Raw genomic sequence first — 14,739 nt, forward strand, 5'->3', positions numbered from 1 at the left:
GGAGAGTGGCGAGCCCCCGAGCGGATGCGGCGCTGGGCGAGCCGGGCGGATGCGGATACGCGCCGGTGCAGGCGGGACGTAGACGTTGTGCGGGCGACTGGGAATCCGCTATGTTTCGTGTTGACGTCAACATGTTTACGTCAACACGAAACACCATCCCCTCAGGGCTGCGACGACGCGGCCGGAAGGATCGACGATGAAGTCCCTCAGATTCCTGTCGCTGCTGTGCGTCGGAACCCTCAGTGCCGGTGCACTCGTCGCGGGAGCCGCGGTCTCGCCGCCGCCGGCCCAAGCGGCGAGCAGCGTGCGCATCACGCCGAATCCCGCGATCGCATCCGACCCGTTCGAAGGATGGGGCACGAGTCTCGTCTGGTTCGCGAACGCGACCGGCGGCTACCCCACCGAGGTGCGGCAGAAGCTGTTCGACGCCGTGTTCGGCGAGGACGGCCTGAACCTCAACATCGCGCGCTACAACATCGGCGGCGGCAACGCGACGGACGTCCCGTCGTATCTGCGTCCCGGCGGCGCGGTGCCGGGATGGTGGAACCCGGACCTCGGGGAGAGCGACGACGAGGGCGAGATCACCTCGAACTACGCCGACCGGGACCGCTACGCCGCCGCTTGGGATGGCGAGAACCCCGATCATTACAACTGGGATGCGGATCAGGGCCAGCGCTGGTGGCTCGACGCGCTCAAGGACAAGATCACCCACTGGGAGGCCTTCAGCAACTCCCCGCCGTACTTCCTCACGCAAAGCGGCTACGTCTCTGGCGGCATCAACAACGCCACGAGTGAGCAGCTCGCCCCCGAGGACATGGCGGCGTTCTCGAGCTACCTCGTGAACGTGGTCGAGGAGCTGGAGAAGGCTCACGGCATCACGTTCGACACGTTGGACCCGTTCAACGAGCCCAACACCGACTACTGGCAGACCCGCATCCCGAACGGCGCGACCTGGCCCACGAGTGCCAGCCGTCAGGAGGGTGCCCACATCGGTCCGACCCGCCAGGACCAGATGATCAAGGCGCTCGCTGCGCGCCTGGCCCAGCCCGGCACGACGACCGATGTGAGCATCTCGGCGATGGACGAGACGAACCCGTCGAAGTTCGTGCAGAACTGGAACGGCTGGAGTGCAGAGTCGAAGGGGCTCGTCGACCAGCTCAACGTGCACACCTACGGCACGGGCGACCGACTGATCGTCCGCGACATCGCCAAGGCCTCCGACAAGCCGCTCTGGATGAGCGAGGTCGAGGGCGACTGGAACGGCGGCAGCGGATTCAACCAGACGAACATCGAGAACGGCATCGGCATGGCGACGCGGATCGTCGATGACCTCCGCGAACTCGAGCCCACCGCCTGGGTGTTCTGGCAGCCGGTCGAGGACCTCTACAACATGGAGAAGGTCGAAAAGCTCAACTGGGGCAGCGTCTTCATCGACTTCGACTGCAACGCCGAGGGCAAGTCCGAGCGGCGTATCGCCGACGGCGACGCAGACCCCTCGTGCCAGGTGCTGACGAACTCGAAGTTCAACACGGTGCGCAACTTCACGCACTACATCGAGCCGGGCGACCGCCTCATCCCCACCGACGACACGCAGACCACCGCGGCACTCACCGCCGAAGGCGACGGCGTGACCCTGGTGCACATCAACTCCGAGGCGTCCGAGCGCGCGGTGCAGGTCGACCTGTCCCGCTTCGCGAACATCGCCCCCGGCGCCACGGTCACCCCCATCGTGACGACCGAGTCGTCGGCCGGTGACGTCACCGACCATGCGCTCGTGGCGGGCGCCGCCGTTCCGGTCGACGCGGCGTCCAAGTCCGCGACGGTGACGCTGCCGGCGAAGTCGGTCACGACGCTCGTCGTGTCGGGCGTCTCGGGCGTCGCGACGGATGCGGCCGTCTTCGAAGACGGCGAGACGTACCAGCTCTTCGGCGTCCAGAGCGGCAAGGCCCTCGCGGCCGATCCCAACGGCCTCGCGATCCGCACCGGTGCGACGACCGCGGATGCGGCACCTGCGCAGGCGTGGACCGTGCACTCGATCTCCGGCGAGGGAACGAACCGACACCGTATCGCCCTCGAGGCCGGCGACGGTCGCTTCCTCGCGGTGAACGGCACGAGCACGACGCTCGTGTCGGCGGATGCGGCGGCCGCCGCATCCGATCCGGCGCTCCAGTGGATTCCGTCCACGACCGACGGGCGCACGTTCTCGCTGCTGAGCGCCTCTGCCGAACGGGTCCTCGATGTGAACGGACAGGGCACGGCGGACGGCACGGCGGTCGGCACCTGGACCTCGAACAACGGCGGCAACCAGCGATGGACACTCGCCTCCACGCGGGTGACGAGCGTCACGCCGGTCACGGCAGCGACTGCCGTCGGTGAGACGCCCGAGCTTCCGACCTCGGTGACGCTGAACTACCGAGGTGGCGTGCAGCGCACGGCCGCCGTGACGTGGGATCTGACCGGCGCGGACTTCTCCGCCGCGGGAACCGTGCAGGTGCCCGGCACCGGGACGGACGTCTTCGGTGCGGGCTTCGAGGTCGCGGCCACGGTCGAGGTCGGCGCCTACACGGCGACGCGTCCCGTCTCGATCACGACGTATGCCGGCGCGACCATCGACAGCGTGACGGCGGCGGCGCCCGCAACGGTGCCCGCGGAGGTGCGTCTGGGCGGAACGGCCTACGACGCTCCGGTGACCTGGGACTTCGGCGGAGTCGCAGACGCCGACTTCGCGCAACCGGGCACCGTCACGGTTCCGGGGGCCATCACCGTGCCCGGCGGTGCCACGATCGAGGCGCGCCTGAGCGTCATCGTGACGGCACCGGGTACGCGTAACGTCGCCGGCGACAGCAAGGCGTCGGCGACCTTCACCGAGAGCCCGAGCTACAGCGTCGACCGCACGAAGAACGGCATCACCACCGACAAGGGCTGGTCCAACTGGCGCTCCGGCACGAAGAACACGCAGGACACCCTGACGTACGTGCTGAGCTCGCGGCAGCAGGTGTCCAACGTGAAGGTGTACTTCTATCGCGACGGCACAGCGAGCTGGGCCCAGTCCCTTCGCGTGGAGCACCGCACCTCGGGCGGCAGCTGGATCGCCGGCGACGACATCGCGGTTCCCGTTCCGGAGTCCGGCGCGCCGATCGTCGAGGTTCCGATGGGCGGTGTCGTCGCCGACGAGGTGCGCATCGTGATGCAGGCCCGCGAGAACACGCACATGATCGTGTCCGAAGTCGAGATCAACGCGCTCGCCGCATCCGCGTCCAGCGTCACCGACCTCGCCCGCGTCACGGTCGACAATGCGCTGCTCGACGGATTCGACCCGGCCCGCGACGAGTACACGATCGACACGGATGGGGCGGCCTGGCCGAGGATCGGGGCCGTGGCGGTCGACGACGAGGCGTCGGTGGAGATCGTGCAGCCCGCGGATGCGGATGGTGCGGGATCCGTCACGGTCACCGCCGTCGACGGCACCTCCCGCACGGTGAAGATCGCGGTCACGCGTCACGTCGTAGTGGGTGCCGTGTCGCTCTCGGGCGCCGCCGAGGTGGGCGCGACCCTGACCGCACAGGTCGGAGCGAGCGACCCCGCCGACGCCGTCCTCGCCTACGCCTGGACGCGTGACGGTCAGCCGATCGCGTCCGCGACCGCGGCCGCGTACACCGCGACCGAGACCGACCTCGGCCACGAGCTGCGCGCGGTCGTCACCGCATCCGCCGACGGCTTCGCCTCGGGCACGGCCACGTCGGCCGCCGTCGTGGTGGTCGCGGCTCCCGGCAACCCCGGGGGCCCGGGCGGACCCGGCACGCCGGGCGAGCCCGGCAACCCGGGTCTGCCGGGCACAGGTGGCGCCGGGGCGCCCGCGGAGTCGGCGCTGACCGACGCGACGCGGGGCGGCATCACGGCTCCGAGCGTCGTGACGGCGGGATCGTCCATCACGATCGGCGTCGGTGCGTCCCGTGCCGGTTCGTCGGTCGACGCGTGGCTGTTCTCCACGCCGATGCATCTCGGGACCAAGGTCGTCTCGACGGCGGGCGCGATCACGGTCTCGATCCCGGCGGATGCGCCCGCGGGCCAGCACCGTTTGGTCGTGACGGATGCCTCCGGCGCGGTCATCGGCTGGGTGCAGCTCGAGGTGCGCGCCGCATCCGGTCCGCTGGCCGTGACCGGCCTCGAGCTCGGCCCGACCCTGCCGTTCGCTCTCGGGTCGCTGCTGCTGGGCTCGCTGCTGGTCGGCGTCTCCACGCGGCGACGCTCACCCGCGGAGTAACCACGAAGGGGGGCGGAGCCGCACACCGGCTCCGCCCCCCTTCGCGCGCCCCGAAGACCGCGAGACTGCATCTTCGGTACGAGATCACGGGTAAACACCGTGATCTCGTGCTCGAAATGCAGTCTCGCGAAAAAGGGGGATGCCGAGGGTCAGGCGCCGGAGAGGGCCTCGGACACGACGGCACGGGCCTCGTCCTGCACGTCGTGCAGGTGCGCCTCACCGCGCAGCGACTCCGCGTACAGCTTGTAGACGTCCTCGGTGCCGGACGGGCGCGCAGCGAACCAGGCGTCCGCCGTGACGACCTTGAGGCCGCCGATCGCCGCGCCGTTACCGGGGGCGTGCGAGAGCTTCGCAGTGATGGGCTCGCCGGCCAGCTCTGTGGCGGTGACCGCATCCGGCGAGAGCTTCGCCAGCGCCGCCTTCTGCTCGGGGGTCGCCGGGGCGTCGACGCGCTGGTACACGGATGCGCCGTAGGTGTCTTCGAGCTCCGCGTAGCGCTGGGAGGGGGTCTTGCCGGTCACCGCGAGGATCTCCGCGGCGAGCAGGCACAGCAGGATGCCGTCCTTGTCGGTGGTCCACACGGTGCCGTCCTGACGGAGGAAGGATGCGCCGGCGGACTCCTCGCCGCCGAACGCGACCGACCCATCGAGCAGGCCCGGCACGAACCACTTGAATCCGACCGGGACCTCGTACAGGGTGCGGCCGAGCGCCTCGACGACGCGGTCGATGATCATCGACGACACGAGCGTCTTGCCGACGGCGGCCTCGGCGGGCCAGCCGGGCCGGTGCGAGAAGAGGTAGTCGATCGCGACCGCCAGGTAGTGGTTCGGGTTCATGAGGCCCGCGTCAGGGGTGACGATGCCGTGACGGTCCGCATCCGCGTCGTTTCCGGTGAGGATGTCGTACTCGTCGCGTCGGGCGACGAGCGCTGCCATCGCATTGGGCGAGGAGGGATCCATGCGGATCTTCTCGTCCCAGTCGAGGGTCATGAACTTCCACGTCGGATCGACATCGGGGTTCACGACCGTGAGGTCGAGGCCGTAGTGCTCGGCGATCAGCGCCCAATAGTCCACGGATGCGCCGCCGAGCGGGTCGGCGCCGATGCGGATGCCGGCCTTCTTGATCGCTTCGATGTCGATGATCGCGTCGAGGTCGCGCACGTACGCCTCGCGGAAGTCGTACTGCGCGAGGGTGTCGCTGTCGAGGTCGGCGTAGGGCGTTCGCTTGACGCCCTCCAACCCCGCGGCGATGAGCTCGTTGGCGCGGTCCGCGATCCACGAGGTGGCGTCGGTGTCGGCGGGTCCCCCGTGGGGCGGGTTGTATTTGAATCCGCCGTCGCGCGGCGGGTTGTGGGAGGGCGTCACCACGATGCCGTCAGCGCGCCCCGCGTCGTCGGCTGCGCGATCGCGGTTGTAGGTGAGGATCGCGTGGCTGAGCGCGGGGGTGGGAACCCACGAGTCGCGGGCGTCGACGCGCACATCCACGCCGTTGGCGACCAGCACCTCGATGGCCGTGCGTTCGGCCGGCAGCGACAGGCCGTGGGTGTCGCGGCCGAGGAAGAGCGGGCCGGTGATGCCCTGACCCGCCCGGTAGTCGACGATCGCCTGGGTGGTGGCGAGGATGTGGTTCTCGTTGAAGCTGGTCGACAGGCTCGATCCGCGGTGTCCGCTCGTGCCGAACACGACCCGCTGCGCGGGCACCGAGGCGTCGGGCTTCAGGTCGTAGTAGGCGGCGATCAGCTCGTCGATGTCGATCAGATCAGAAGGCTCAGCAGGCTGTCCGGCACGGCTCATGCCCCTAGTCTGCCGTGCCGACAGGGCCTCGTCACGCTCCGCGCGCACAGCGGCCTCATTTCCGGTGTTCACCGGAGGCCGCCGGGTGCGGTCTAGGCTGAGTGCCCGTGAGCACCGCATCCGTCGCCCGTCGTACCTACAGCTATCTGGGTCCGGCCGGCACCTTCACGGAGGCGGCCCTCGCGCAGGTGCCTGAGGCGCGCGGTCAGATCTGGCGTTCGGTGCGCAACGTGGGCGAGGCGCTCGCCGATGTCGTCGAGGGCCGGTCGGATGCGGCGATGATCGCGATCGAGAACTCGGTCGACGGCGGGGTCTCCACGGCGCAGGACGCACTGGCCACGATGCCGGGGATCCGTATCGTCGGCGAGTACCTCGTGCCGGTGAACTTCGTCCTCGTCGGTCGGCCCGGGCAGCGCCTCGAGGATGTCTCGCTCGTCGCCGCGCACCCGGTCGCGTATGCGCAGTGCCTGCAGTGGCTGAGCCGTGAGCTTCCGGCTCACGCGCACCTGCCCGCATCCAGCAACGTCGCCGCGGCCCTCGGCCTGCTCGACGGAACCAGCGATGCGGATGCGGCCATCGCCCCTCCCGGCATCCTCGAGCACCACGAGCTCGACCTGCTCGCGGAGGGCGTCGGCGACAAGAAGGACGCCGTCACCCGCTTCGTGCTCGTGGCTCGCACGGTGGCGCCGCCGGCGCCCACCGGAGCGGACAAGACCTCGCTGATCGTGGAGCTGCCGGAGGAGTACCCCGGCGCGCTCATGGAGATGCTGGAGCAGTTCGCGACGCGCGGGATCAACTTGTCGCTGCTCGCGTCCCGTCCGATCGGCGATGCGCTCGGACGGTATCGATTCGTGATCGACGCCGACGGGCACGTCCTCGACGAGCGCGTCGCCGACGCCCTCATGGGGCTTCGCCGTTTCAGCCCGAAGGTGATCTTCCTCGGCTCCTACCCGCGTGCCGACCGAGCGATCAACCGCTATCCAGAGCGCTACTCCGACGACGTGTTCGTCGAGGCCCGTGACTGGCTGCGCGCGCTCGTCAGCGGCGAGCCCGAGGCCTGACCCGCCCGCATCCGGCGCCCCGCATCCGGGACGCTCGCCTGTGGGGCGCCCGCCTGTGGGACGCCCGCCTGTGGGACGCCCGCCTGTGGGGCGCCCGCCTGTGGGACGCCCCGTCCACCCTGCTCGCCTGTCACAAACCGGGCCGATGAGCCCGATCTGTGACAGGCGAAGCGGGCCGACAGGCGAAGCGGGCCGACAGCCGGAGCGGGCTGAAGCCGGGGCGGGCGGAGGAAGGAGAGGGGACCCCGCCTCAGGCGGCGAGTAGCGGCGTGAGCAGCTCGAGCGTCTGGCCCCGCCCGCCCGCGGTGTCCAGCGGCTCCGCGTCGTAGGCGCCGGCGACGGGGGAGACCATGATCTCGTCCACGCCGTAGCGCGCCGAGAACGCACGGAGCGCATCGGCGGTCTGCTCGGGCGCCCCGACGAACCAGGTGCGCCGGGCGTTGTCGATGATGTGCGCAGCGAGGTTGTCGTGCCCCTCCGCATCCCGCGCCTGCTCGACGGTCTCCATCGGCACGAGCGGGCGGCCGGAGCGGATGCGGGACATCATGCGCAGCTGCGGCAGCGCACGCTCCCACGCTTCGGCCTCCGTCGGCGCGACGACCGCGTTGGCGGTGACGAAGGTGCGCGGGCTCGGGTGCGCTTCGGAAGGCTGGTACTGGTCGCGGTAGAGCGTCAGCGCGCGTTCGAGGCCGTCGCCGGCGAAGTGGTTCGCGAAGACGTAGGGCAGGCCGGATGCGGCGGCCAGCTGCGCGGAGTAGTCACTCGATCCGAGCAGCCACACCTCGGGAAGGGTCGTCGCGGCGGGCGTCGCGTGCACGCTGTAGGTGTCGCCGGAGGTGAAGCGCACCGTGGCGCCCGCGTCGCTGGTGAGCGAGAGGATGTCGGAGATGTGCTGCGGGAACTGTTCCACATCGCTCGTGGTGCCGCTGCGGCGCAGCAGCTGCGTGATGACGGGATCGCTCCCCGGCGCACGCCCGATGCCGAGATCGATGCGCCCCGGCGCCAGCGCCTCGAGCGCGGCGAACTGCTCGGCCACGATGAGGGGCGAGTGGTTGGGGAGCATCACGCCGCCCGACCCGACCCGCATCCGCTTCGTCCGTGCGGCAGCGGCGGCGATCAGCACCGGCGGACTTGTGGAGGCCACCGCCGGCATGTTGTGGTGCTCCGCGAACCAGTAGCGGCCGATGCCCAGCTCGTCGGCGCGTTCGGCGAGGTCGAGGGATGCGGCGACGGCCTGGGCGCTGGTCTGGCCGGTGCGCACGGGAACGAGGTCGAGGACGGAAACGGTGATGCTCATCCCCGTGGGCAACCCCGGTGCGGGCTTCCGCATTCCGCGGCGCGCCGGGTCAGGGCGGCTACGGCTTCCAGGTGACGGGTTGCCCGGCGTAGGGGTGGTCCTCGTTCGGGAAGGTGTCGTTGCGGCTGGTGCCGTTGAACTCGACCCCGCCCAGGTCCGGTCCCGTCGTCAGCGCCACCCAGCATTCCAGGGCGGTCCCGTCCTTCGGTTCCGGAAGCGACAGGCCGCACGCGTCCGCGTCGCCCATCCCGACGTTTCCGATGTCGTTGGCGAGCCAGCCGGCGAACGAGCCGTCCGCCTCGATCGGGATGAGGGGGACGCTCCGCGTCGTGCTGTCGTACTCGCTCACCGGCGTCCACGTGTACTGGACCACGATCGCGAACGGATGCCGGCTGCTCAGCTCCGCCTTGTCCTCGAACCCGTCGATGCTCTCGGGATCCATGGGATCCATCGAGAGCACCGTCGCGCCCACGAGTTCCGTGTCGCCGCTGGCGGCGGGTACCTTCACCCAGGCGGTGTCGCCGACCGACAGCGTGGTGCCGGGGGCGGTCGCTTCCGTCGGAGCGTCTCCGACCTCGACGGGGGAGACATCGGAACCGGCAGCCGCGCACCCGGCCAGTGCGAGTGCGGTGGCGGCCACGAGCGGCAGCAGGAGTCGGCGGGCGGTTCGGGGCATGTGGGGGTCCTTCCAGGAGCGCTCAGCGCGCGGCAGCTTTGACGTCCTCGTACGCGTCCAGCGCGCGCTTGCGCGATGCCCCCAAGTCGACGAGCGGGTCCAGGGATGCGGAATCCGGAGCCCACTGCGAGACGTAGAGACCATCCTTGTCGAACTTCTCGGCTTGCGTCTGGGGGTTGAAAATCCGGAAGTACGGTGCTGCATCGGCGCCCGAGCCCGCCACCCACTGCCAGTTGAAGGGGTTGGAGGCCGCATCCGCGTCGACGAGGGTGTCCCAGAACCACTGCTCGCCGCGGCGCCAGTCGATCATGAGGTTCTTGATCAGATACGAGGCCGTGACCATCCGCACGCGGTTGTGCATGATGCCGGTGTGCCAGAGCTCCCGCATCCCCGCGTCCACCAGGGGGACGCCGGTGCGTCCCCGTTGCCACGCATCGAGGTGCGAGGGCTGCAGTCGGGGCCACGGGAAGGCGTCGAACGCCGGACGCAGATTCTTCCGGGCGAGATCGGGGAAGTGGAACAGGGTGTGCCACGCGAACTCGCGCCAGCCCAGCTCGGAGAGGAAGCGTCCCGCATCCGCGCCGGTCGCGAGCGTGTCATGCCAGACCGTGAACGGGCTCAGCTCCCCCCAGCGCAGGCGCGGCGACAGCTGGGAGGTGACGCCGGCGGCGGGCTCGTCGCGCGCGGTGCCGTAGCCCGGAAGGTCCTCCTTCAGGAAGTGCCTGAGGCGCGCGCGGGCGGCCGGCTCGCCGGGCTCCCACGTCTCGCGCAGGCCACCGGCCCAGTCGGGGCGCGTCGGCAGCAGCTCCCAGTCCTCGAGGGCATCGGATGCGGGTGGCCTGCCCATCCCCTCGATCTCGCGCGGCTCGGGCAGGGGCGCTCGCGGGGCGGGAAGATGCAGGCATGCGCGCCAGAACGGCGTGAACACGGAGAAGTGCGTGTCGGAGCCGGTGCGCACGGTCCACGGCTCGAACAGGAGCGACGCGTGGAACGAGCGCACCTCGAGACCGCCTTCACGGAGGCTCTGCTTGAGGCCGGCGTCGATCTCGCGTTCGGTCCCGCCGTAGCGGCGGTTCCAGAAGACGGCGCCCGCGCCCGCATCCGACACCAACTGGGGGAGCACGGATGCGGCGGCGCCGCGGCGCAGCACCAGGCTGCCGCCTCGCTCGCGCAGGTGCTCGCCGAGGGAGGCGAGCGAGTGGTGCAGCCACCAGCGGGCGGCGCCGCCGAAGGCGCGGACACCGGGCGACTCCTCATCCAGCACGTACACGCCCACGACCGGTTCGCCGCGGTCGATCGCCGCGCGCAGGGCCGGGTTATCGGCCAGGCGCAGATCGTCGCGGAACCAGACGAGGGTGGGGCTGCTCACCCGCTCATCCTCGCGAATGGGCCGCAGTCGGGGTCGAAGGGTTGACAGTCAGAGTCGGCTGAGGTCGTGCCCGGCCGGCACGGTCACCCGCAGCGCGCCCGCGTCGATGCGGCTCACGATCCGCACCGCCTCGCCGAACTCGTCGCCGTCGAGCTGAACCGGATGCGGCTCGGCCGCTGCGATCTCCATCGTCCGCCCGCGCATGTAGCGCACGGCGGTGTCGCGGGTGCGCAGCTGCAGCACCCGACGGCCGGCGCGGAAGCGGCGCAGCACGCTGTTGTCCCAGGCGACCCGGCGCCAGACGAACAGCCACCCCCACCATGCCTTGGGCTGGAACAGCACGACGTCCATGGTCCCGTCGACCACCGACGCCTCGGGCACGAGGGAGAGCCCCGCCGGCAGCGACCCGCAGTTGGCGTAGAGCACACTCTGCACGCGAGCCGAGTGCAGGCGCTGGTCGCCCACCTGGTAGACGATGCGAAAGGGCGCAGCTCCGACGAGCGAGCGCGCCGCTCCGTCGACGTAGGCGACCCAGCCGACGCTCTTCTTCAGCGACGGGCGGGTGTTGGCGATCATCGCCGCATCCAGTCCGATGCCGCCCATCACCACGTACGCGTGGGTCTCACGCGCCCCGTCCACGCGGTGCAACTCGGCGAAGCCGACGTCGATCATCACCGTGTCGCCGGCGAACGCGGTGGCGATCACGCGGTCGGGATCGTCCAGCGGAAGCCGCAGGTTGCGGGCGAGGAGGTTTCCCGTGCCGCTGGGCACGATCGTCAGCGGCACGCCCGTGTGGGCGAGGGACTCGGCGACCGCGCGTACCGTGCCGTCGCCGCCCGCGACCAGTACCGCATCTGCTCCCTGCGCGAGGGCTGTGCGCGTCTGACCCTGGCCCAGATCCTCAGGGGTCGTTTCGAAGAAGAGGGGCGCGCCCCATCCCGCCCGCTCGGCGGCGTGCACGACCTGGGCGCGCAACCGGCGGGCGTCGACTTTCACCGGGTTGTACACCAGCGCCGCGCGCCGGACGGCGGCGGCATCCGAGGTCATGCTCACAGAGTAGGGCCGCGCGCCCGCCGGTGGCTCGCGGGGTCGCGCTCGGGGTCGGCTTCCTCCGCATCCGGATGCCGACCCCTCTGCGTGTCCCACTTGCCGCAGTTTTCGGGGTCGGCTCCTCTGCGTGTCCCACTTGCCGCAGTTTTCGGGGGCGATTTCTGCGGGAAGTGGGACATGCGTTGCGGGAAGGGGGACATGGTGAGCGGAATCCGAGGCGCACCCGCCGCGTCTAGACTTCACGGGTGATCGATCTGGCCCTCCTTCGCGATAACCCCGACCTCGTCAAGCGTTCCCAGGAAGCCCGCGGCGAGTCCGCGGAGACGGTGGATGCGGCGCTCGCCGCCGATCGCGAGCGGCGTTCGGCCATCACGGCGTTCGAAGAGCTCCGTGCTGCACAGAACGCGCACGGTAAGCGCGTGGCCGCCGCCCCCAAGGAGGAGAAGGCCGCGCTCGTCGCCGAGGCGAAGGAACTGAGCGCTCAGGTCAAGGCCGCCCAGGCCGCCGTGACCGAGGCGGAAGAGGCTGCCGCGGACGCGCTCGCGAAGATCGAGAACATCGTCATCGAGGGTGTGCCGGTCGGCGGCGAGGACGACTTCGTGACGCTGCGCACGCACGGCGAGATCCCCTCGTTCGACTTCACCCCGCGCGACCACCTCGAGATCGGCGAGCTTCTGGGCGCGATCGACATGGAGCGGGGAACCAAGGTCTCCGGCAGTCGCTTCTACTTCCTCACGGGTGTCGGCGCGCGCCTCGAGATCGCGCTGATGAACCTCGCGCTCGATCGCGCCCTGCAGGCCGGGTTCACGCCCATCATCCCGCCGACGCTCGTGAGACCCGAGGTCATGCGCGGCACCGGATTCCTGGGCAAGCACGCGGCCGAGGTGTATCACCTCGACGATGAAGACCTGTATCTCGTCGGAACGAGCGAGGTGCCCCTGGCCGGGTATCACATGGACGAGATCCTCGACCTCGGCCGCGGTCCCAAGCGCTACGCGGGCTGGTCCACCTGCTACCGCAGCGAGGCGGGCTCGTACGGCAAGGACACCCGCGGCATCATCCGGGTGCACCAGTTCAACAAGCTGGAGATGTTCGTGTACGTCGACCCGGCAGAGGCGGAGGCCGAGCATCTGCGCCTCGTCGGGATGCAGGAGCGGATGCTGCAGGATCTCGGCCTGTCCTACCGCGTCATCGATGTCGCCGCGGGCGACCTCGGTTCCTCTGCGGCGCGCAAGTACGACATCGAGGCGTGGGTCCCGACGCAGGGTGCGTACCGCGAGCTCACCAGCACGAGCAACTGCACGACGTACCAGGCCCGGCGCCTGTCCATCCGGTACCGCCCCGAAGAGGGCAAGACGCAGCCCGTCGCGACGCTGAACGGAACCCTTGCGACCACGCGCTGGATCGTGGCTCTTCTCGAGACGCACCAGCGCGCCGACGGATCGGTCACTGTGCCGGAGGTGCTGCGCCCGTTCCTCGGCGGCCTCGAGGTTCTGGAGCCGATCGCGTGACCGAGGCGCGGCTGCCGGAGACCGGAGAGATCGAGATCGAGACGCCGGCCGAGGCTGCCGCTCTCGTCGAGGAGATCGCGACCGCGGATGCGGAGCGCATGCTGATCGTGCTCGACATCGACGGCACGGTGCTGCTCGAGGACGAGTCGCCGAGCCCCGGGATCGTTGAGGCCGTGGCGGATGCGCGCCGCGCCGGTCACGAGGTGATGCTCGCCACCGGGCGCAGCTGGGAGGCGACCCGCGGCATCCAGGAGCTGCTGCAGATCGCGCCGGACTATGCCGTCTGCTCGAACGGCGCCGTGATCATGGCGCGCGTCGGCGCGGCGGATCCCGCATCCCTCGTCTACGAGCGCAGACACGTCGAGACGTTCGATGCGGCCGAGGTGCTGACGCTGCTGCGCGAGCACCTGCCCGACGCGCACTACTTGGTGGAGCTGCCCGACGGGCGCCGCGAGTACACCGACTACATGGACGACTGGAACCTCGACCGCGCGTCGAAGGTCGCGTTCGAAGAGCTCGCGCGCCAGCCGGTGACCCGCGTCGTCGTGGTCTCGCCGGAGCACGACGAGAGCGACTTCGTCGAGCTGGTCGATCGGGTGGGGCTCAACCAGGTCTCGTACGCCGTGGGCTGGACGGCCTGGCTCGACATCGCCCCGAAGGGCGTCGACAAGGGCACCGCGCTCGCGCTCGTGCGCGACTGGCTCGACGTGGCGCCCGAGAATGTGCTCGTCATGGGAGACGGCCGCAACGACGTCGGCATGTTCGCGTGGGCGAAGCAGCACGGCGGACGCGCGGTCGCCATGGGGCAGGGGCCTCAAGAAGTGCAGGATGCGGCGGGTGAAGTCACCGCATCCGTGCTCGACGGGGGCGTCGCCGAGGTGCTGCGCCGCCTTTGAGTCGCCACCGCGTCGACTAGACTCGGCCCGTTCGGCGCGTGCGTTCTGCGCGTCGGGAGGGTTGTCCGAGCGGCCGAAGGACCCGGTCTTGAAAACCGGTGGGCAGCAATGTCCCGTGGGTTCGAATCCCACACCCTCCGCCATGCGAAGAGAGCGGCCCCCGCAGGGGGTCGCTCTCTTCGCATCTCCGGCTGAGCGGGTTCGAACGGAGTTGGGCCCACGCCGCCCGAGGCTCCGCGCGTCGCGAAGCGGCGGGTGGAGAAGGCGGTGGGGAGAATCCCACACCCTCCGCCATGCGAAGAGAGCGGCCCCCGCAGGGGGTCGCTCTCTTCGCATCTCCGGCTGAGCGGGTTCGAACGGAGTTGGGCCCACGCTGCCCGAGGCTTATCGGCCGATATTGCATTGTCTTTCTCGCATCAGTCTTCTTTCCCGCCTGCAAGCTGCGGAAATGCAAAAGCTTGATGTGTCATACTCCCTGGTTATGGCTAAACAGCATTTCACCCGACTCATCGACGACCTCGACGGCGAAGTTCTCGAAGAGGGAAAGACGATCCATTTCTCTCTCGAGGGGCGCTCGTACGAAATCGACCTTTCCGAGAAGAACGCCGAAAAGCTCCGTGAGGCATTCGAGCCGTTCATCAAGGCGGGCCGCTCCATCGGCAGCGCGTCGCGCACCGCGACGCGCGGTCGCAGCGCGAAGAAAGACACGCGTGACCTCGGCGCCGTGCGTGAATGGGCCGCGGCGAACGGTCACGAAGTGAGCGCACGCGGACGCGTTCCCGCGGCTGTTCTCGAGGCCTACGACGCCGCGCACTGAGTCGC

Annotated in this window: 10 protein-coding genes and 1 tRNA gene; 6 read left to right on the plus strand and 5 right to left on the minus strand. The window is 70.0% G+C overall.

Translation table 11 applies throughout. The features are described 5' to 3' along the window. Window positions 1-196: 196 nt before the first annotated feature. Window positions 197-4,264: a glycoside hydrolase gene (locus tag ACYVJS_RS09890; RefSeq protein ID WP_460739769.1), complete on the plus strand. Its 4,068-nt coding sequence runs from the start codon at window positions 197-199 to the stop codon at window positions 4,262-4,264. A gap of 149 nt (window positions 4,265-4,413) precedes the next feature. Here the strand turns inward: ACYVJS_RS09890 and pgm are convergent, their stop codons facing one another. Further along, a complete protein-coding gene (gene pgm, locus ACYVJS_RS09895) occupies window positions 4,414-6,057 on the minus strand; it encodes a phosphoglucomutase (alpha-D-glucose-1,6-bisphosphate-dependent) (protein WP_460739770.1) in 1,644 nt (547 codons plus the stop codon). A 107-nt stretch (window positions 6,058-6,164) separates the two neighbouring features. Here pgm and pheA point away from each other — a divergent pair, with 107 nt between their 5' ends. After that, window positions 6,165-7,118 (plus strand): prephenate dehydratase, encoded by a 954-nt coding sequence (pheA, locus tag ACYVJS_RS09900; protein ID WP_460739771.1) that lies wholly within the window; start codon window positions 6,165-6,167, stop codon window positions 7,116-7,118. A 250-nt stretch (window positions 7,119-7,368) separates the two neighbouring features. Here the strand turns inward: pheA and ACYVJS_RS09905 are convergent, their stop codons facing one another. Genes ACYVJS_RS09905 through ACYVJS_RS09920 form a run of 4 tightly spaced genes read right to left on the minus strand, consistent with a single transcriptional unit; the run spans window position 7,369 to window position 11,507 of the window. After that, complete coding sequence (locus ACYVJS_RS09905) at window positions 7,369-8,415, minus strand: LLM class flavin-dependent oxidoreductase (protein WP_460739772.1); 1,047 nt, start codon at window positions 8,413-8,415, stop codon at window positions 7,369-7,371. Between the two features lie 58 nt (window positions 8,416-8,473). Continuing rightward, the gene (locus ACYVJS_RS09910; protein WP_460739773.1) at window positions 8,474-9,091 is read right to left on the minus strand and encodes a hypothetical protein; all 618 of its coding nucleotides are present in this window, start codon (window positions 9,089-9,091) and stop codon (window positions 8,474-8,476) included. Window positions 9,092-9,113: 22 nt separating this feature from the next. Then, window positions 9,114-10,460, minus strand: a complete 1,347-nt coding sequence (locus ACYVJS_RS09915; RefSeq protein WP_460739774.1) for a cryptochrome/photolyase family protein — start codon at window positions 10,458-10,460, stop codon at window positions 9,114-9,116. A 48-nt stretch (window positions 10,461-10,508) separates the two neighbouring features. After that, window positions 10,509-11,507, minus strand: coding sequence for a diacylglycerol/lipid kinase family protein (locus tag ACYVJS_RS09920; RefSeq protein WP_460739775.1), 999 nt, complete (start codon window positions 11,505-11,507; stop codon window positions 10,509-10,511). A 248-nt stretch (window positions 11,508-11,755) separates the two neighbouring features. Between ACYVJS_RS09920 and serS the strand changes: the two genes are divergently transcribed. The 4 genes from serS to ACYVJS_RS09940 all read left to right on the plus strand — a co-directional run bounded on the left by serS (window position 11,756) and on the right by ACYVJS_RS09940 (window position 14,734). Beyond that, window positions 11,756-13,021 (plus strand): serine--tRNA ligase, encoded by a 1,266-nt coding sequence (gene serS, locus ACYVJS_RS09925; RefSeq protein ID WP_460739776.1) that lies wholly within the window; start codon window positions 11,756-11,758, stop codon window positions 13,019-13,021. After that, window positions 13,018-13,917 carry an HAD family hydrolase gene (locus ACYVJS_RS09930; protein WP_460739777.1) on the plus strand — a complete coding sequence of 300 codons (900 nt, stop codon included), beginning with the start codon at window positions 13,018-13,020 and terminating at the stop codon, window positions 13,915-13,917. Before serS ends, ACYVJS_RS09930 begins: the two co-directional genes overlap by 4 nt. A gap of 55 nt (window positions 13,918-13,972) precedes the next feature. Continuing rightward, a tRNA-Ser gene (locus tag ACYVJS_RS09935) sits at window positions 13,973-14,060 on the plus strand. Window positions 14,061-14,398: 338 nt separating this feature from the next. Then, entirely contained in the window at window positions 14,399-14,734 is a 336-nt protein-coding gene (locus ACYVJS_RS09940) for a histone-like nucleoid-structuring protein Lsr2 (RefSeq protein WP_460739778.1), read from the plus strand. Window positions 14,735-14,739 lie beyond the last annotated feature (5 nt).

Source organism: Microbacterium neimengense, from assembly GCF_054782995.1.